Here is a 16,697-nt window from a genome sequence, read left to right on the forward strand (position 1 = left end):
GATTGGACCGGGTTTCGCTAGCGCGCCGTGTAGCCGCCATCGATCACCAGTTCGCTGCCGGTGACGAACTTGGCCTCGTCGGAGGCGAGATAGAGGATGCCGTGGGCGACGTCGTCCGGTTCGCCCAGCGTGCCGAGCGGGTGCAGCTTGGCCATGGCGGCATGCACCGCTTCCGGCGCGACGCCGGGCACCTGGGCGCCGGCCTCCAGCATGGGCGTCCAGATGAAGCCGGGATGCACGGAGTTGACGCGGATGCGATCCTCGGCGAAGGCCAGCGCGTCGGTCTTGCTCATGATGCGGATGGCCCCCTTCGAGGCGTGGTAGGCGGCGACGTTGTGCGAGCCGACGATGCCGTAGACCGAGGAGAGGTTGACGATGCTGCCGCCGCCGGCGCGGCGCATCAGGGGCACGGCGTGCTTGGTGCAGAAGAAAGTGCCCTTGGCGTTGGTGTTCATCACCAGATCCCAGTCGGCCTCGGTGATTTCCTCGGCGGTGCCGTTGGCGCCGGAGATGCCGGCGTTGTTCACCAGGATGTCGATGCGGCCGAATTCCTTGCCGACTTCGGCGATCACGGCGGCGACCTCGGCTTCCTTCGATACATCGAGCGCCCACGCGCGGGCCCTGCCGCCGCCGGCGCGGATCTGCTCGGCAACGGCCTCGGCGTCCTTCGCGTTCACGTCGGCCACCGCCACCGCGGCGCCCTCGCGCGCCAGCAGCAGCGCCGTGGCGCGGCCGATGCCCTGCGCGGCCCCGGTGACGAGCGCCACCTTGTCCTGTACGCGTCCCATATCGTCCCTTTTGTTGTCAATCCCGCGCCTATTCTATGCCCGCGGAAAAGGCGCCGGGCTTGATCGGACGCAAGGAATGGTCTTGCGCTATTCCGGAAAGGAGTCGGCCAGCCGGGCCGCCGCCCGCCGCAGTGCCGGCACGCACTGCAGGGCCTGGTCGAGCGTCATGCGCGTGATCGGCGCATGTACGGCCAGCGCCGCCGGCACCCGGCGTGACTGGCTTTCCACCGGCACGGCGACGCACACCGTGCCGTCGAGGTATTCCTCGTTGTCGGTGCTCAGGCGCTCGCGGCGGATCTTCTTCAGCGCCTCTTCCAGGTCGCGTCGCCGGGTGATGGTGTTGGCGGTGTGAAACGAGTAGGGCAGGGTGTCGAGGATGCGGCGCCGCTCGCGCGCCGGCAGCAGCGCCAGCAGCAGCTTGCCGCTGGCGCTGCAGTGCGCCGGCACGCGCGAGCCGGTCTGGAAATGCAGGCGCAGCGGCCAGGCCGCCTCGACGCGGTCGAGATAGACCACCTCGGTGCCGTCGAGCAGCGTCAAGTTGCAGGTCTCGCCGATCTCGTCGACCAGCGCCTTGAGGATGGCGTGGCGCGGTGCGCGCCAGGCGGTATGGGTGAGCGCGGATAGCGCCAGCGAGGCGAGGCGCGGGCCGGGCGCATAGCGCTTGCCTTCGGCCTCGCGCACCAGCAGCGCGGCGTCTTCCAGCAGGCTGACGATGCGGTGCACGGTCGGCTTCGGCAGCCCGGTCGACTGCATGAGTTCGACCAGCCCGAGCGGCCCGTCGGCACCGGCGATGGCTTCCAGGATGGCGATGGCGCGCAAGGTGGCCGAGGCGTGCTGCGGGTCGTCAATATCGGACATATTTTTATTTAATGAAACGCAAAGTCTCATTATTGCCATAAAAATGGCGTTGTGCAATGATTCTCGAACAACAAGACCAAGGAGGGGGTATGGCAGGCAGCCAGATCGGTTCTTCAGCCCGGCGCATGACGCCGAGCGAGGCGCTGGTGGAAACGTTGGTGGCACAGGGCGTGCGCGATGTCTTCGGCATCGTCGGCTCGGCCTACATGGACGCGCTGGACCTCTTTCCGGCGGCTGGCATCCGCTTCATTCCGACGGTGCACGAGCAGGGTGCGGCGCACATGGCCGACGGCTACGCGCGCGTCTCGGGGCGCCACGGCGTCTGCATCGCGCAGAACGGGCCGGGCGTCACCAACTTCGTCACGGCGGTGGCCGCCGCCTACTGGGCGCACAGCCCGTTGGTGGTGATCACGCCGGAGACCGGCAGCACGACGATGGGCCTGGGCGGCTTCCAGGAAACCGACCAGCTGCCGCTCTTCTCGAAGATCACGAAATTCCAGGCCCACGTCAGCGGCCCGCAGCGCATGGCCGAGCTGGCCGCGCGCTGTTTCGACCGCGCCATGCTGGAGATGGGGCCGACGCAGCTCAACATCCCGCGCGACCATTTCTACGGCGAGGCCGACTACGACATCGCCGCGCCGGTCCGCATCGAGCGCGGCGCCGGCGGCGAACAGAGCCTCGACGAGGCGGCGGCGCTGCTCGCCGGCGCGAAATTTCCGGTAATCGTTTCCGGCGGCGGCGTGGTGATGGCCGACGGCGTGGAGGCCTGCGTGAAACTCGCCGAACTGCTCGGCGCGCCGGTGGTGACGAGCTACCTGCACAACGACGCCTTCCCGGCGGCGCATCCCTTGTGGTGCGGACCGCTCGGCTACCAGGGTTCGAAGGCCGGCATGAAGCTGATCGCCCGCGCCGACGTGGTGCTGGCGCTGGGCACGCGCCTCGGCCCCTTCGGCACGCTGCCGCAGCACGGACTCGACTACTGGCCGAAGGGCGCGAAGATCATCCAGGTCGACGCCGACGCGAAGATGCTCGGCCTGGTGAAGAAGATCTCCGTCGGCCTGTGCGCCGACGCCAAGGCCGCCGCCGGGGCATTGTTCGCGCGGCTGCAGTCGCGCGAACTGGCGTGCGATGCGAATCGGGCGCAGCGCCAGGCCGGGATCGCGAAAGAAAAAGCCGAATGGGAGGCCGAGCTCGACGCCTGGCCGCAGGAGCGCGACCCGTGGAGCCTGGACGTGGCGAAGGACAGCCCGGCCATGCATCCGCGCCAGATGCTGCGCGAACTCGAAAAAGCGATGCCCGCCGACGCCATGGTGTCCACCGACATCGGCAACATCTGCTCGGTGGCGAACAGCTACCTGCGCTTCGACAAACCCAGAAGCTTGTTCGCCGCGATGAGCTTTGGCAATTGCGGCTATGCCTTCCCGGCGATCATCGGCGCCAAGCTCGCCGCGCCGGAGCGTCCGGCCGTGGCCTATGTCGGCGACGGCGCCTGGGGCATGAGCTTCGGCGAGCTGCTCACCTGCGTGCGCGAGAAGATTCCGGTCACGGCGGTGGTGTTCCACAACCGGCAATGGGGCGCCGAGAAGAAGAACCAGGTGGACTTCTACGGCAATCGCTTCGTCGGCTCCAACCTGGAGAACCCGAGCTTCGCTTCAATCGCGCGCGCCATGGGAGCGGAGGGCGTCGTCGTCGAGAAGCTTTCCGACGCCGGGCCGGCGCTCGCCGCGGCCTGCGCGGCGCAGAAGGACGGCAAGACCACCGTGCTGGAGATGATGGTGACGCGCGAACTGGGCGACCCGTTCCGCCGCGATGCGCTGAGAAAGCCGGTGCGGTTGCTCGACAAGTACAAGAACTGCATGTGAGGAGATAAAAAATGGCGGAAATCAGCGGCGGCGAGGTGATCGCCCGCATGTTGCAGAAGGAAGGCGTCGAGAAGGTGTTCGGCATCATCGACGGCACCTATTTCGGCTTCTATTCGGCGCTGCACCGGCTCGGCATCGAGATCGTCACGCCGCGCCACGAGACCTGCGCCGCGCACATGGCGGGCACCTACGCGCGCCTGACGGGCAGGCTCGGCGTGTGCATGGCCAGCAACGGGCCGGGCGTGGCCAATCTCCTGCCCGGGCTGGTGGTCGAGCAGGCCGACGGCAACCGCGTGCTGGCGATCACCAGCGCGCGCCGGCCGAGCATCATGTATCCGGACCGCGGCGGCGCCTACCAGTGCTTCGACCAGAGCGGCGTCATCGGCAGGATCGCCAAGTGGAGTTCGGCCGTGTCGTCGTTCGACCGCGTGCCGGAGCTGGTGCGGAAGGCGCTGCGCAAGAGCTACGAAGGGCGGCCCGGCGTGGTGCATGTCGACGTGCCGGAAACCATCATGAACGGCAAGGTGAAGGCCGACGTGGCCGCGTTTGCCTTTTGGGCGCCGCACCAGTACCGCCACATGGACCCCGTGACGCCGACGGCCGAGCAGGTGGCGCGCGCGGCGCAGATGCTGATCGCCGCCGAAGCGCCGATGATCCATGCCGGCAGCGGCATCATCCACGCCGGCGCCTATGACGCGCTGCGCCGCGTGGCGGAGCTGCTGCATGCGCCGGTGACGACCAGCTGGGCGGCGCGCGGCCTGGTGGATGAGACCTCGCCGCTGGCCATCACCATGCCGCACGTCAAGCTCAACCACACCGTGCGCAACGAGGCCGACGTGGCGCTGGTCATCGGCACGCGCGTGGGCGAGACCGACTGGTGGGGCAAGCCGCCCTACTGGCGCCATCCGTCGGAACAGAAAACCATCCAGGTGGACATCGACGGCGACATGCTGGGCCTGAACAAGCCGGCCGACCTCGCCATCCTCGCCGACGCGAAGCGCTTCCTCGAACTGCTCGGCGACGAGCTGGAGCGGCGCCAGGGCGAGATGCGGCTCGACGGCCGCCGCGCCCGCGTCGCCGGCTACGGCAAAATCATGCAGGAAGAGCGCGCCGGCTGGGACAAGGCGCTCGCCGACATGGCGGTGCCGATGCACCCGGCGCACATCGGCGCCGCCTGCCGCGAAGTGTTCCCGGCGGATTCGGTACTGGTGGCCGACGGCGGCAACGCCACCATCTGGGCCATGTTCTACCATCACGTGACGGTGCCGAACACGGTGATCTCGACCTTCAAGTTCGGCATGCTCGGCGCCGGCACCTCGCAGGCGGTGGCGGCGGCGCTGGCGCGGCCGGGCAAGCCGGTGTGCTGTATCATCGGCGACGGCGCCATGGGCTTCCATGCGCAGGAAGTCGAGACGGCGGTGCGCAACAAGGCGCAGGTGATCTACATCGTGCTGTGCGACAAGCAGTGGGGCATGGTCAAGATGAACCAGCAGTTCATGCTGCGGCCGTTCAAGACCATGCTCTTCAAGCACCTCGATCCGGACGAGACCATCAAGGCCGACCTCGGCGAGATCGAATTCGACAAGCTCGGCCAGGCGATGGGCGCCCATGGCGAGCGCGTTTCCGACCCGAAGGAACTCAAGCCGGCGCTGCAGCGGGCGCTCCAGTCGGGCAAGTGCGCGGTGGTGCATGTCGACGTCGATCCGGTCAAGCACATGTGGGCGCCGGGACTGATCCACTTCAAGAAGATGCACGAGGAGCCGAAGGGCTGACGGACGGGAGGCCGCATCATGAATGAAATGGATCTGGTCCGGCTGAACTTCAATCCACAATCGCTGTGGGTATTGAACTTCATCATCGGCTTGGTGATGTTCGGCGTGGCGCTCGACCTCAAGGTGTCCGACTTCAAGGCCGTGCTGGTCACGCCCAAGCCGGTGCTGATCGGCCTGGCCGGCCAGTTCATCCTGCTGCCGGCCTTCACCTTCCTGCTGGTGCTGGCGATCCGGCCCGCGCCCAGCATCGCGCTGGGGATGATGCTGGTGGCCGCCTGCCCCGGCGGCAACATCTCCAACTTCCTTGCCCACTACGCCCGGGGCAACACCGCCCTGTCGATCACCATGACGGCGATCTCGACGGCGGTGGCGATCGTCATGACGCCCCTCAACCTGTCGCTGTGGGGCGGCCTGAACCCGGAGACGAATGCCATCCTCAGGATCGTCGCGCTCGATCCCCTGGACATGCTGCTGGCGGTGTTCCTGCTGCTCGGTCTGCCGATGGCCGCGGGCATGTGGACCGGACACCGCTACCCGGGATTCGTCGAGAAGGCGCACAAGCCGGTGAAGATCTTCTCGCTTGCCGTCTTCGGCCTCTTCGTCATCGGCGCGCTGGCGGCGAATTGGCGCTATTTCCTGGATTTCGTCGGCTTCGTGGTGTTCGCGGTGTTCCTGCACAACGCCCTGGCCCTGTCCACCGGCTACATTGCCGCGAAGGCGGCCGGCCTGCCCGAGCGCGACCGCCGCGCCGTCTCCATCGAGGTCGGCATCCAGAACTCCGCCCTCGGCCTGATCCTCATCTTCAATTTCTTCGACGGCCTCGGCGGCATGGCCATCGTCACCGCCTGGTGGGGCATCTGGCACATCATCTCGGGCCTCACCGTGGCGACGCTCTGGTCGCGGCGCGACCCCGGTCCGGCCGCATGAGCGGACCGAGCGTCCTCGTCACCGGCGCCGGCGGCTACCTCGGCTCGCAGCTCGTCGCCGCACTGGCGGCCGGTCGGATAACAGTCAGCCGCGTGGTGGCGGCGGACGTGCGCGCGGTGCCGCCGGAGCGGCGCCTGCCCGGCATCGATTACGTGCAGGCCGACGTGCGCTCGCCGGCGCTGATGGAGCTGTTCGACCAGTGCAAGGTGGATGTCGTCGTGCATCTCGCCTCGATCGTCACGCCGGGCAGGGACAGCAACCGCGCATTCGAGTATTCGGTGGATGTCGAGGGCACGGAGAACGTGCTCATCGCCTGCACCACCACCGGCGTGAAAAAGATCGTCGTCAGCTCGAGCGGCGCCGCCTACGGCTACCACGCCGACAACCCGGCCTGGCTGACCGAGGACTGCCCGCTGCGCGGCAACCGGGCCTTCGCCTATTCCTGGCACAAGCGCCTGGTGGAAGAGATGCTGGCGCGCTGGCGCGTGGAGCATCCAGAACTCAAGCAGGTGGTGTTCCGCATCGGCACCATTCTCGGCGAGACGGTGAGGAACCAGATCACCGATCTTTTCGAGAAGCCGCGCCTGCTTGCCATCCGCGGCTCGGACAGTCCTTTCGTCTTCATCTGGGACCAGGACGTCGTCGGCTGCCTGCTGCAGGCCATCGAAACGGACAGGACGGGCATCTACAACGTCGCCGGCGACGGCGTGCTGACCCTCCGCGAGATCGCCGCGAGGCTGGGCAAGCGCTGCCTGGTGCTGCCGCCCGGCCTGCTGCGGCTGGCCCTCCGCGTGCTGAAGGCGCTCGGCCTGACGCAGTACGGCCCCGAGCAGCTGGATTTCCTGCGCTACCGGCCGGTGCTCGACAACACGCGGCTGAAGAACGAGTTCGGCTACGTGCCGCGGCTCAGCTCGGCGCAGGTGTTCGATCTCTATCTCAAGTCGCACCGCCATGGCGCGTGACTTTGCCGGGCGGACGGTGGCGGTCACCGGCGCCGCCGGCGGGCTGGGCCGCGCGCTCTGCCTGCGCTTCGCCGCCGCCGGCGCGCGCATCGTCGCGCTCGACCGCGATGCCGCCGTGCTGGAGGGACTGACTTTTCCGGAAGGCACCGAGGTTGTCCGCATCGCCTGCGACGTGTCGAGCGGGGAGGATTGCCTGCGGGCGATGGCCGAGGCGCGGCGCGCCTTCGGCGGCGTCGACGTGCTGGTGAACAACGCCGGCATCACCCACCGCAGCGCCTTCGCGCACACCGAACCGGCGGTGATCCGCCGAGTCATGGAAGTCAATTTTTTCGGCGCGCTGCACTGCACGCATGCCGCGCTGGAGGACCTGGTGGCGCGGCGCGGCCTGGTGGTCGCCATCTCCAGCGTGGCCGGCTTCGCCCCGCTGGTCGCGCGCACCGGCTACGCGGCGAGCAAGCACGCGCTGCACGGCTTCTTCGACAGCCTGCGCACGGAGGTCGAGCCGCACGGCGTGAAGGTGCTGCTGGTCTGTCCGTCCTTCATCAGCACCGGCATCGAGAAGAACGCGCTGGCCGGCGATGGCGGGCCGGTGCGCCACGCCCAGTCCGTCGTCGGCCGCCGCGCGACGCCCAAAGCCATGGCGGAGAAGATCTTCCGTGCGGCGCAGGCCGAGCGGCGCCTGCTGCTGCCCGACCGCGTCTCGCGGCTGTCGTGGTGGGTGTCGCGGCTGGCGCCGCGGGTCTACGAGCGGCAGATGGTCAGGAAGCTCGGCCGGGAGATGGCCGGCAAATAATCAGTGCAGGTGCGCCGGCGCCTGCGGCAGGTCCTCGGGCAATTCGGCGTGGGAAGTCTCGCCCTCCGGCGTCGGGTACATCGGCATGCCGCAATCGTCGCAGAATTCCACGGGGAAGCGCTGGTCGAGCACGACCACGTTGCCGACGCCGACGTCCTCCAGCACCGCCTCGATCTGGCCGACGCAGTCGGTCGACTCGTCCTCGGCCCCGAGCAGGGGCCACACCACGCCGTGCACCACTTCGCTCGAATCGGCGAGGGTGAAGCCGATGCGGTACTCCTCCAGCCTTTCTTCATGGAAAGGCGCCACCACCGCGCGCAGTGACTGCGGTTTGACGTTGAGCACCGTCTGCAGGAAGGCCGCCGCCGCGCGCAGCGAGTAGGTGCGCAGGCCCTGGTCGGCGTTGCGGCAGGCGGCGTGATAGACGTCCGGCAGCAGCGGTTCGAGTGCGCAGCCGGTAAACAGCGGCTGCAGCGAACTGCCGCCCTGGGCGCTCCATTGCGTCGCCGCCTGCTCTCGCGAGGCGTCTTCTTCCTGCCAGCGGAACAGCGCCTGGCCGCGCGGCGCGACGACGGCGCCGATCAGATAGCGCGTGTCGGAGATGAAGCGCGTCGTCTCCGGCAGCTGGCGCGGGTCGATGCGCGCGTCCTTGTTGTCGGCCGCCGCCTTGGCAAGCTGGTTGGCCAGCCGGTACGTCTCGACGAAGCCGCGCGGCAGCTGGTCCGGGCTGTAGAGGAAGTCTGCCAGGGCGAGCTTGGTGCCGGCCGCCAGCACGTGCGCCTGCAGCTGGGTGCGCGCCGCGGCGAGCGTGCCGGCGGGCAGGGGGCCGGAGGGGATGATGAACCGCGACCAGGCCAGCAGCGGGGCGGCGAACATCGCCACGTCGAACTCGTTGCCGCCCGTGCCGAGCACGCCGCCCTCGGCGCGCGACTCGATCAGGTCGGCCAGCGCATCGTAGGCGCGGCCGTTGGCGCCGAACAGGTGGTCGAGGGCCAGGTTGAGGGTGTCCTCGTTGCCGGTGCGCAGCAGCTTGTCGACCGCCGAGTCGAGGCGGCTTTCCCAATACGCGTCCTCGACGCGGCTGGCCGAGGCGGCCAGGCCCGTGGCCAGCCGGGCGATCTGCTCGGCGTCGCGGTTGAGGGCGCCCCGGCGGGCGAAGCGGCTTCTTTTCATGGCGGTTCCTTGCTTTCGGGAGGCGAATTCTACCCGCTATGCCGCCGGAGGGCGAGCGGGGCCAGGCGGGCAAAAACGACAACAAACTTGACAACATGACAACATACATGTCAAATGGCCGGCATGAGGGAAAAATCTCCCGTGGCGGAGGCCGGCGGCCAGCCGCTGCGCCAGGCGATCCTGGCCGTGCGGCGGCTGTTTCACGTCCTCGCCGGGACGGCCGGACGCGCCGACGCCGAGCTCGGCATCACTGCCAGCATGCGGGCGGTGATGGAGCTCCTGCACGAGCGCGGCCCGCGCACGGTGCCGCAGGTGGCAAGGGAGCAGGGGGTCAGCCGCCAGCACATCCAGGTGGTCGTGAACGGCCTGTTGGAGGCCGGTCTGGCCGAGTGCCTCGACAACCCGGACCACCTGCGCTCGCCGCTGGTGCGCCTGAGCGCGGCGGGCCTGAAGGCCAACGAGGCGGCGCGCCGGCGCGAGGCGCGGCTGCTGGCCGAGCTGGCAAAGCGGATTCCGGGGTCAGACCTGAAGGTGACCCTGAAAACCCTGAATGCGATGGAGTCGGGGCTGAACCGGCAGGAAGCGCGCGCCGGTTCGCGTGTGTGAGCTTGCAACAGAGAGAGGGGGTGGATGATGCGGCGATACGGAAATATGCTCGGCGTGCTGCTGACGGGACTGGCGCTGCTGCTCGGCGTCGCCCTGCTGCTGCGGATGGCCTGGAACTGGTCGATTCCTGACGTGTTCGGCTTCGGGCCGATCGCCGTCAGGCATGCGCTCGGCGTCGTCCTGCTCGGCGTGATCTCGGCGGGATTGCTGCGCCTGGGCCGCCAGCGCGGCCACTGGTAACCGCGCCCGCCCCCGTCCGGGGGCGGGCATGCAGGTCAGTAGCCGCCGTAGGCGCGGCGCTTGGCGCCCGACGGCGCGCTGCGCTTGTCGTTGCCCGGCCGCCCGCCCTCGCGGTGGCCGTAGCCCGATTTTTCACCGAAGGCAGACTGTTTTTCGCCGTAGGCGGCTTTCCGGTCGCCGAACCCCGCCTTGCGATCGCCGAAGCCGCTCTTGGCGCCGTAGCCGCCGCCATTGCCCTTGCCATAGCCGCCCGCGGGGCGCGGCGCGGAGGGACGGCGTTTGTCGGCGAAGCCCTCGGGTCGCGCCGGGCGCGACTTCGGCTCGAGGCCGGGGATGACGCCGACGCGGATGGATTGCGCGGTGTAGCGTTCGATGTCGCGGATCTGCCGCTTCTCGAAATGCGCGGCGAGGCTGATGGCGATGCCCTCGCGGCCGGCGCGGCCGGTGCGGCCGATGCGGTGCACATAGTCCTCGGCCTGGCGCGGCAGGTCGAAGTTGATGACGTGGCTGATGCCCGGCACGTCGATGCCGCGCGCGGCGACGTCGGTGGCCACCAGCACGCGGGTGCGGCCCTGGCGCAGGGCCTGCAGGGTGCGGTTGCGGTCGCGCTGGCTCATGTCGCCGTGCAGCGCCTCGGCGGCGAAGCCCTCGCCGCGCAGCTGCACGGCGAGGTCGTCGGCGGACTTCTTGGTCGAGGTGAACACCACCGCCTGCGAGAGATCGACGTCGCGCAGCAGGTGGTCGAGCAGGCGCGACTTGTGCGAGAAGTCGTCGGCGAAATGGATGCGCTGCTCGATCTTCGCCTTGAGTTCCGGCGCGGTCTCGATCTCGATGCGGCGGGCGTTCTTCGTCACGCGCTGGGCGAGGCGGCCGACGACGCCTTCCAGCGTGGCCGAGAAGAGCAGCGTCTGGCGGGTGGCCGGCGTGCGCGCGATGATCGCCTCGATGTCGTCGATGAAGCCCATGTCGAGCATGCGGTCGGCCTCGTCGAGGATCAGCGTCTCCAGGCGCGAGAAGTCGATGCGGCCGCGCTCGATGTGGTCGATCAGGCGGCCCGGCGTGGCGACGACGACGTCGACCGGCTGCGACAGCAGCTTGGCCTGGACGTGGAAGGGGGCGCCGCCGACGACGGCGACGACGCGCAGGCGCTTGAGGAACTTGCCGTAGGTGTCGGCGGCCTTGGTCACCTGCTGCGCCAGCTCGCGCGTCGGCGTCAGCACCAGGATGCGCGGGCCGCGGCCGGGCAGGGCCGAGGGCTGGTCGAGGCGGTGCAGGCAGGGCAGCATGAAGGCCGCCGTCTTGCCGCTGCCGGTCTGCGAGGAGACGAGCAGGTCCGTGCCTTCCAGCGCGGCGGGGATCGCCTGCATCTGCACGGCGGTGGGTTCAGTGTAGCCGCTGGCCTCGACGGCCTTGACGACAAGCGGGTTCAAACCGAGCTGGGCAAAAGCCATGGCTCTTTCCTTTCGAAGTATGAATGGGCGTCGCAATCCGGGAACGCAAACCCGGCGACGCGATATCACCGGCAACAACTCATGCCGTTCGGAAGGGAAGGGCGGGAGAGATCGAGGACGGAGACTGTCTGTGGAATACAGTCTTTGGGAACATGAGCCTGCACAGGAACTACAGGCTAGAGGCGCACCGATTGCTGCATTGCACAAGACGCATTATACAGACCCGCGGACGTTGCGCCAGCGTTTTTTCTTATGCCGCTATGCCTACGCCGTGGTCCTTGCGGTCGGTGAGGATCTCGAAGGCGGCGCGCGAGCGCGTGACGAAGCTCTTTGCAGGGCGTCCCGGGCGCTCCAGGGTGAATGCCGCCGACGCGAGCTTGGTGTTGAGGCAGGTCTTCGCCCCGCCCGGCGGGTTGAGGTAATTAAGCCCGACGAAGGCGGAGGCAGGCGCCTCGATGCGGCCGTGCAGGCGCGCCTGCGGCCCGCGCGAGTCCAGCGTCCAGCGGAAGAAATCATAGTCGCCGTGCGCCCGCGCCGCCTGCCAGAGACCGTTCAGGGCAATCTCCTCCTCGCCGTCGCGCAGCACGAGCAGCGTCAGCTTCGGCGTCCACAGCGGCCCGATGCGCACCTGCGCCGTCGCGCATTCGAGGAAGGCCTCCGGCGCGTTGTCGAAGCCGGCGACCTGGCCCCAGACATAGCGGTCGGTGTGGCGGCTGCCCCAGTTGTGGTTCTGGCTGCCGCGCCAGCCGGAGAGGGCGATCTCGCGGCCGTCCACTTCCAGCGCGCCGGTGAAGGCGGCATTCGGTCGCGCCACCAGCGCCTTGGCCTTGGGAAAGCCGCCGGGGTACATCGCTTCGGGCAGCAGCAGGAGCGGTGCATCGCCGCCGGCAAAAGTCAGCCGCCACGATACGGCGTGGTCGGCCGAGGCGGCGCGGCCTTCGAGGTTTCCTTCCCCCAGCGTCGCGTCGCCGATGCGCACCTCGAGCCGGTCCGGCGCGAAGCGGCAGTCGGCGATGGGCAGCGACTCCTTGACGGCGGTGACCTTGTTTGACTCTCCGTCGAACCAGATCGCCCACAGTTCGCCCTGCGCCTCCTGCGGGCGGCCCTGCGGGCAGAACACGGTGTAGCGGATCCAGAAGGCGAGCGGCTTGTCCGGATGGTTGGCGCGCAGGAAGTAGCTTTCGTAGAGGCCGCCGGTTTCCCCCGGCCGGAAGCGCGAGGCGTTCCAGGCGTCGCGGCGCTGCTGCAGTCTGTCGCTCATCGGTCCGGCTCCCCTCCCGTTTCGCGGCAGTCTACGCCGCCGCCAGCAGTTCGAGCAGCGCCTCCCCGAAATTCTCCAGCTTGCGCGCGCCGATGCCGCTGACGTGGCGCATCGCGTCGAGGGAGCGCGGCCGCTGGCGCAGGAGCTCCAGCAGCGTGGCGTCGTGCAGGATGACGTAGGCGGGCACGCCGTGTTCCTTTGCCGTCGCGGCGCGCCAGGCGCGCAGGCGTTCCCACAGCGCATGTTCCTCGGCGGACAGATCGGCGTCGATCCTGCGGCTCTTCGTCGTCGCGGCCTTCTTCTTCTCCGGCGCGCGGCGCAGCGGCACTTCCTGCCCGCCCTTCAGCACCGGTCGGCTGGCGGCAGTGAGGACCAGCGAACCATGGGCGTGGTCGACGGCGAGCAGGCCGAGCGCCACCATCTGGCGGAAGATGCCGCGCCATTCCTTCTCGGGAATGTCGGCGCCGATGCCGTAGGTCGACAGCCTGTCGTGCCCCCACTGGCGCACGCGCTCGTCGTCGCGCCCCATCAGCACGTCGATGACGTGGCCGGCGCCGAAGCGCTGGCCGGTGCGGTAGACGCAGGACAAGGCCTTCCTCACCGCCTCGGTGCCGTCCCAGGTCTGCGGCGGATCGAGGCAGGTGTCGCAGTTGCCGCAGGGCCCGCTGTCCTCGCCGAAATAGGCGAGCAGCCGCTGGCGGCGGCAGGCGGTGGTCTCGCACAGGCCGAGCAGGGCGTCGAGCTTGGCGCTGGCGACGCGCTTGTGGCGCTCGTCGGCCGGCGACTCCAGGATCATGCGCCGCTGCTGCACGACGTCGGCGAGGCCGTAGGCCATCCAGGCGTCGGCGGGCAGGCCGTCGCGCCCGGCGCGTCCGGTTTCCTGGTAGTAGCCTTCAATGCTCTTCGGCAGGTCGAGGTGGGCGACGAAGCGCACGTCGGGCTTGTCGATGCCCATGCCGAAGGCGATGGTCGCCACCATCGTCACGCCGTCCTCGCGCAGGAAGGCCGTCTGGTTGCGCTCGCGGTCGGGCGAATCCATGCCGGCGTGGTAGGGCAGGGCGCGGATGCCCTCTTCGCAGAGGAAGGCGGCGGTCTCTTCGACCTTGCGCCTGGAGAGGCAATAGACGATGCCGGCCTCGCCGGCGTGCTCGGCGCGCAGGAAGGCCAGCAGCTGGGCGCGGGCGTTGGCCTTTTCGACGATCTGGTAGCGGATGTTGGGCCGGTCGAAGCTGGCGATGAAGATGCGCGCATCGCCGAGCTGCAGGTTGGCGACGATCTCCTTGCGCGTCGTCTCGTCGGCGGTGGCCGTCAGCGCGATGCGCGGCACGTCCGGCCAGCGCTCGTGCAGGAAGCCGAGCTTGAGGTACTCGGGGCGGAAGTCGTGGCCCCACTGCGAGACGCAATGCGCCTCGTCGATGGCGAAAAGGGCGAGGCCGTGGCGCTCGGCCTGGCTGAGCAGGTAGGTGAAATAGGGCGACAGCAGCCGCTCCGGCGAGACGTATACCAGATCGAGCTGGCCGCTGGCGAAGTCGCGTTCGGCGCTATCCGACTCGATGGCGTCCTGCCCGGAATGGATGCAGGCGGCGCGCACGCCGGCTTCCCGCAAGGCCGCCACCTGGTCCTGCATCAACGCGATCAGCGGCGAGACGACGATGGCCGTGCCCGGCCGCAGCAGGGCCGGGATCTGGTAGCAGAGCGACTTGCCGCCGCCGGTGGGCATCAGCACCAGGGCGTCGCCGCCGGCGGCGACCCGTTCGATGATCTCCGCCTGCTGGCCGCGGAAGGCGGGGTAGCCGAAGGTTTCGTTGAGAATGTCGAGAGCGGACGTCATAAGTGCGGAAAAACGGAACGCATTCCCCTCATGGGCGGACTTTTTGTGCCCAAATGTGAATAAGTGCCTGGGTTGATTCTGTGATGAATGTTAAAGTCCAACTCAAATAAATGACGCCGTGCCGAGACCCGCAAGGGCAAGGCGCGGCGCAACGGCGGACGGCCAACAGAGGGTTGCAAGCATGGCAGGTTACGTTTACCGGGCTGAGACGCTCTCGCGTTTGCTGAAGTCGAAGGAGCCGGTATTGCGGCTGGAGCGGCAGTTCGGGCCGCCCCACGATTATCCCCAGAAAATGCTGGAAACGGTGCGCAAGCAATTGCCGGCGAGCCGTGCCGTGTATCGACTCGAGTGCCAGACCCGGGTGCCGCAACCGAATGGCGCCGATACGGTGATCCTGCGCATTCCGGCGCGCAATGCGCTTTTCGCGGAAGTGACGCGCATCGTGGACGAGCGCAACCAGTCTTCCGGCGTGGTCTATTTCGGCGTCGACGACGCCGTGAGTCCGACCAACCGGCTGAGCCCGAACCTGGCCATTCCCTTCGAGAAGATCGACGTGCTGGTCGGCGACAAGTGGCTGCCGGCGACGTCCGTCCTGCTCGACAAGATGCCCGTCTAATTCCCCTCCAGAATGATCGCCGCCCCGGCCGGGGCGGCGATGCGAAATCCGAAACGCCCCGACTTCTTCGCCAATGCCAGCAGCGCCTTGTCCTTGGTGACGAGGAGGTCGGCCTTTGCCGCCTGGGCCAGCTCGAGGAACTTCTGGTCGTCGGGGTCGCGGCAGGGCGGCAGCTGCGGCAGGGCTGCGTTGTCGGCCTCGCCGTCCGGCGCCAGCGCAATGTATTCGTCGAGGATGCGGCGGGCTTCATGCTCGGAGATTTTGAACTGAGGGTAGCTCAGCACGTGAGCCAGCTCGTCGCGGCAGGCGGCGTTGCCGACGCAGGCCGCCTTGCCCGCCAGCAGGGCGCGGCGGATCGGCGCCACGGCCGGGTCGTCGAAATGCAGCAGGTCGAGCACGACGTTGGTGTCGAGCACCAGGCGCAACATCAGAGCCCCAGCTCTCCGCAGACGTGCTCGGCCAGCGCCAGGCACGAAGTCAGTCCCGGCGATTCGATGCCGAAGAGATTCACGAGGCCCGGCACGCCGTGCGTCGCTTCCGACTGGATGACGAAGTCCGCCGCCGGCGCCTCCGGCCCGCCGAGCTTCGGCCGGATGCCGGCGTAGGCCGGCTGCAGGGCGCCGTCCGGCAGGGCCGGCCAGTACTTGCGCACCTCGGCGTAGAAGGCATCGGCGCGGCGCGGATCGACCGTGTAGTCGATTTCGTTCACCCATTCCACGTCGGGGCCGAAGCGCGCCTGGCCGCCGAGGTCCAGCGTCAGGTGCACTCCGAGGCCGCCCGGCTCGGGCAGGGGGTAGACGAGATGCGTGAAAGGCGCGCGGCCGGCCAGCGCGTAGTAGTTGCCACGGGCGTAGCGCGGCGTCGGCACGTGGCGCGCATCGAGGCCGGCGAGCGAGGCGGCGACCCGCGGCGCATGCAGGCCCGCCGAGTTGATGACGATGCCGGCCGCCAGCCGCATCGGGTCCTCGCCGCCCACCTCCAGCAGGAAGCCGTCGCCGCGCGCCTCGCCGCGCGTGAGCGGACTCTTCAGGGCCAGCGCCGCGCCGTGCGCCTCGGCCTCGCCGAGCAGGGCCAGCATCAGGCCGTGGCTGTCGACGATGCCGGTGGAGGGCGAGAGCAGGGCGGCCGTGGCCCTGAGTTGCGGCTCCAGGGCGGCGAGGCGGCCGGCGGCGAGCGGCTGCAGGTCCGTCACGCCGTTCTGCAGCGCCTGACTTTGCAGGGCGGCCAGCTTTTCCTCTTGGCCGGCGTCGGTGGCGACGATCAGCTTGCCGCAGCGGCGGTGGGCGACGTGGTGCGCGGCGCAGAATTCGTAGAGTTGGCGGTTGCCGGCCACGCACAGGCGCGCCTTGAGCGAGCCTGCCGGGTAGTAGATGCCGGCGTGGATGACCTCGCTGTTGCGCGAACTGGTCTCCATGCCGATCGCCGTGTTGGCCTCGAGGATGACGGTCTCGATGCCGCGCCGGGCCAGCGCCCGCGCGCAGGCGAGGCCGACCACCCCCGCGCCGATGACTGCCGCGCCGATTTTCTCTGTCATGGTCGTATCGAAGGAATCGTTTT

At 68.8% G+C, this 16,697-nt stretch carries 16 protein-coding genes; 8 read left to right on the top strand and 8 right to left on the bottom strand.

Annotated elements, in window-relative coordinates; all coding sequences use genetic code 11:
• Window positions 1-17 precede the first annotated feature (17 nt).
• Both ROZ00_03450 and ROZ00_03455 read right to left on the bottom strand, forming a co-directional pair.
• Entirely contained in the window at window positions 18-788 is a 771-nt protein-coding gene (locus ROZ00_03450) for an SDR family NAD(P)-dependent oxidoreductase (GenBank protein MDT3735264.1), read from the bottom strand.
• Between the two features lie 87 nt (window positions 789-875).
• Window positions 876-1,646: an IclR family transcriptional regulator gene (locus tag ROZ00_03455; GenBank protein ID MDT3735265.1), complete on the bottom strand. Its 771-nt coding sequence runs from the start codon at window positions 1,644-1,646 to the stop codon at window positions 876-878.
• An 89-nt stretch (window positions 1,647-1,735) separates the two neighbouring features.
• Between ROZ00_03455 and xsc the strand changes: the two genes are divergently transcribed.
• From xsc to ROZ00_03480, 5 genes are read left to right on the top strand one after another with little or no spacing between them, the layout of a single operon-like run.
• Window positions 1,736-3,508 carry a sulfoacetaldehyde acetyltransferase gene (xsc, locus tag ROZ00_03460; protein MDT3735266.1) on the top strand — a complete coding sequence of 591 codons (1,773 nt, stop codon included), beginning with the start codon at window positions 1,736-1,738 and terminating at the stop codon, window positions 3,506-3,508.
• Between the two features lie 11 nt (window positions 3,509-3,519).
• Window positions 3,520-5,280 (top strand): thiamine pyrophosphate-binding protein, encoded by a 1,761-nt coding sequence (locus ROZ00_03465; GenBank protein ID MDT3735267.1) that lies wholly within the window; start codon window positions 3,520-3,522, stop codon window positions 5,278-5,280.
• 18 nt (window positions 5,281-5,298) lie between these two features.
• A complete protein-coding gene (locus ROZ00_03470; protein ID MDT3735268.1) occupies window positions 5,299-6,207 on the top strand; it encodes a bile acid:sodium symporter family protein in 909 nt (302 codons plus the stop codon).
• The gene (locus tag ROZ00_03475) at window positions 6,204-7,169 is read left to right on the top strand and encodes an SDR family oxidoreductase (GenBank protein ID MDT3735269.1); all 966 of its coding nucleotides are present in this window, start codon (window positions 6,204-6,206) and stop codon (window positions 7,167-7,169) included. Before ROZ00_03470 ends, ROZ00_03475 begins: the two co-directional genes overlap by 4 nt.
• Window positions 7,159-7,962: an SDR family oxidoreductase gene (locus ROZ00_03480; GenBank protein ID MDT3735270.1), complete on the top strand. Its 804-nt coding sequence runs from the start codon at window positions 7,159-7,161 to the stop codon at window positions 7,960-7,962. The genes ROZ00_03475 and ROZ00_03480 overlap by 11 nt, the downstream gene beginning before the upstream one ends.
• Here the strand turns inward: ROZ00_03480 and ROZ00_03485 are convergent, their stop codons facing one another.
• Window positions 7,963-9,135, bottom strand: coding sequence for a DUF2863 family protein (locus tag ROZ00_03485; GenBank protein MDT3735271.1), 1,173 nt, complete (start codon window positions 9,133-9,135; stop codon window positions 7,963-7,965).
• Between the two features lie 123 nt (window positions 9,136-9,258).
• On the opposite strand from ROZ00_03485, the gene ROZ00_03490 reads away from it, so the two are divergent.
• On the top strand, window positions 9,259-9,741 hold the full coding sequence (locus ROZ00_03490; GenBank protein ID MDT3735272.1) for a MarR family transcriptional regulator: 483 nt from the start codon (window positions 9,259-9,261) through the stop codon (window positions 9,739-9,741).
• Between the two features lie 24 nt (window positions 9,742-9,765).
• Window positions 9,766-9,981 carry a hypothetical protein gene (locus ROZ00_03495; GenBank protein ID MDT3735273.1) on the top strand — a complete coding sequence of 72 codons (216 nt, stop codon included), beginning with the start codon at window positions 9,766-9,768 and terminating at the stop codon, window positions 9,979-9,981.
• A gap of 35 nt (window positions 9,982-10,016) precedes the next feature.
• Here the strand turns inward: ROZ00_03495 and ROZ00_03500 are convergent, their stop codons facing one another.
• The 3 genes from ROZ00_03500 to recQ all read right to left on the bottom strand — a co-directional run bounded on the left by ROZ00_03500 (window position 10,017) and on the right by recQ (window position 14,524).
• Complete coding sequence (locus ROZ00_03500; protein MDT3735274.1) at window positions 10,017-11,432, bottom strand: DEAD/DEAH box helicase; 1,416 nt, start codon at window positions 11,430-11,432, stop codon at window positions 10,017-10,019.
• A 250-nt stretch (window positions 11,433-11,682) separates the two neighbouring features.
• On the bottom strand, window positions 11,683-12,693 hold the full coding sequence (locus ROZ00_03505) for a hypothetical protein (GenBank protein MDT3735275.1): 1,011 nt from the start codon (window positions 12,691-12,693) through the stop codon (window positions 11,683-11,685).
• A 31-nt stretch (window positions 12,694-12,724) separates the two neighbouring features.
• Complete coding sequence (gene recQ, locus ROZ00_03510) at window positions 12,725-14,524, bottom strand: DNA helicase RecQ (protein MDT3735276.1); 1,800 nt, start codon at window positions 14,522-14,524, stop codon at window positions 12,725-12,727.
• A 181-nt stretch (window positions 14,525-14,705) separates the two neighbouring features.
• Here recQ and ROZ00_03515 point away from each other — a divergent pair, with 181 nt between their 5' ends.
• Entirely contained in the window at window positions 14,706-15,140 is a 435-nt protein-coding gene (locus ROZ00_03515) for a hypothetical protein (protein ID MDT3735277.1), read from the top strand.
• Here the strand turns inward: ROZ00_03515 and ROZ00_03520 are convergent.
• Together ROZ00_03520 and ROZ00_03525 are read right to left on the bottom strand one after the other, a co-directional pair.
• Window positions 15,137-15,568, bottom strand: coding sequence for a putative toxin-antitoxin system toxin component, PIN family (locus ROZ00_03520; GenBank protein ID MDT3735278.1), 432 nt, complete (start codon window positions 15,566-15,568; stop codon window positions 15,137-15,139). The genes ROZ00_03515 and ROZ00_03520 overlap by 4 nt on opposite strands.
• On the bottom strand, window positions 15,568-16,674 hold the full coding sequence (locus tag ROZ00_03525) for an NAD(P)/FAD-dependent oxidoreductase (protein ID MDT3735279.1): 1,107 nt from the start codon (window positions 16,672-16,674) through the stop codon (window positions 15,568-15,570). The genes ROZ00_03520 and ROZ00_03525 overlap by 1 nt, the downstream gene beginning before the upstream one ends.
• Window positions 16,675-16,697 lie beyond the last annotated feature (23 nt).

It is taken from the genome of Denitratisoma sp. (assembly GCA_032027165.1).
GTDB lineage: Bacteria > Pseudomonadota > Gammaproteobacteria > Burkholderiales > Rhodocyclaceae > Desulfobacillus.

Bases quoted from the DNA above. Each gene is read 5' to 3' on its own strand.
- ROZ00_03475 (MDT3735269.1), top strand. From the start codon at position 6,204: ATGAGCGGACCGAGCGTCCTCGTCACCGGCGCCGGCGGCTACCTCGGC.
- recQ (MDT3735276.1), bottom strand. From the start codon at position 14,524: ATGACGTCCGCTCTCGACATTCTCAACGAAACCTTCGGCTACCCCGCC.
- ROZ00_03505 (MDT3735275.1), bottom strand. From the start codon at position 12,693: ATGAGCGACAGACTGCAGCAGCGCCGCGACGCCTGGAACGCCTCGCGC.
- xsc (MDT3735266.1), top strand. From the start codon at position 1,736: ATGGCAGGCAGCCAGATCGGTTCTTCAGCCCGGCGCATGACGCCGAGC.
- ROZ00_03465 (MDT3735267.1), top strand. From the start codon at position 3,520: ATGGCGGAAATCAGCGGCGGCGAGGTGATCGCCCGCATGTTGCAGAAG.
- ROZ00_03485 (MDT3735271.1), bottom strand. From the start codon at position 9,135: ATGAAAAGAAGCCGCTTCGCCCGCCGGGGCGCCCTCAACCGCGACGCC.
- ROZ00_03495 (MDT3735273.1), top strand. From the start codon at position 9,766: ATGATGCGGCGATACGGAAATATGCTCGGCGTGCTGCTGACGGGACTG.
- ROZ00_03525 (MDT3735279.1), bottom strand. From the start codon at position 16,674: ATGACAGAGAAAATCGGCGCGGCAGTCATCGGCGCGGGGGTGGTCGGC.
- ROZ00_03470 (MDT3735268.1), top strand. From the start codon at position 5,299: ATGAATGAAATGGATCTGGTCCGGCTGAACTTCAATCCACAATCGCTG.
- ROZ00_03480 (MDT3735270.1), top strand. From the start codon at position 7,159: ATGGCGCGTGACTTTGCCGGGCGGACGGTGGCGGTCACCGGCGCCGCC.
- ROZ00_03450 (MDT3735264.1), bottom strand. From the start codon at position 788: ATGGGACGCGTACAGGACAAGGTGGCGCTCGTCACCGGGGCCGCGCAG.
- ROZ00_03500 (MDT3735274.1), bottom strand. From the start codon at position 11,432: ATGGCTTTTGCCCAGCTCGGTTTGAACCCGCTTGTCGTCAAGGCCGTC.
- ROZ00_03520 (MDT3735278.1), bottom strand. From the start codon at position 15,568: ATGTTGCGCCTGGTGCTCGACACCAACGTCGTGCTCGACCTGCTGCAT.
- ROZ00_03490 (MDT3735272.1), top strand. From the start codon at position 9,259: ATGAGGGAAAAATCTCCCGTGGCGGAGGCCGGCGGCCAGCCGCTGCGC.
- ROZ00_03455 (MDT3735265.1), bottom strand. From the start codon at position 1,646: ATGTCCGATATTGACGACCCGCAGCACGCCTCGGCCACCTTGCGCGCC.
- ROZ00_03515 (MDT3735277.1), top strand. From the start codon at position 14,706: ATGGCAGGTTACGTTTACCGGGCTGAGACGCTCTCGCGTTTGCTGAAG.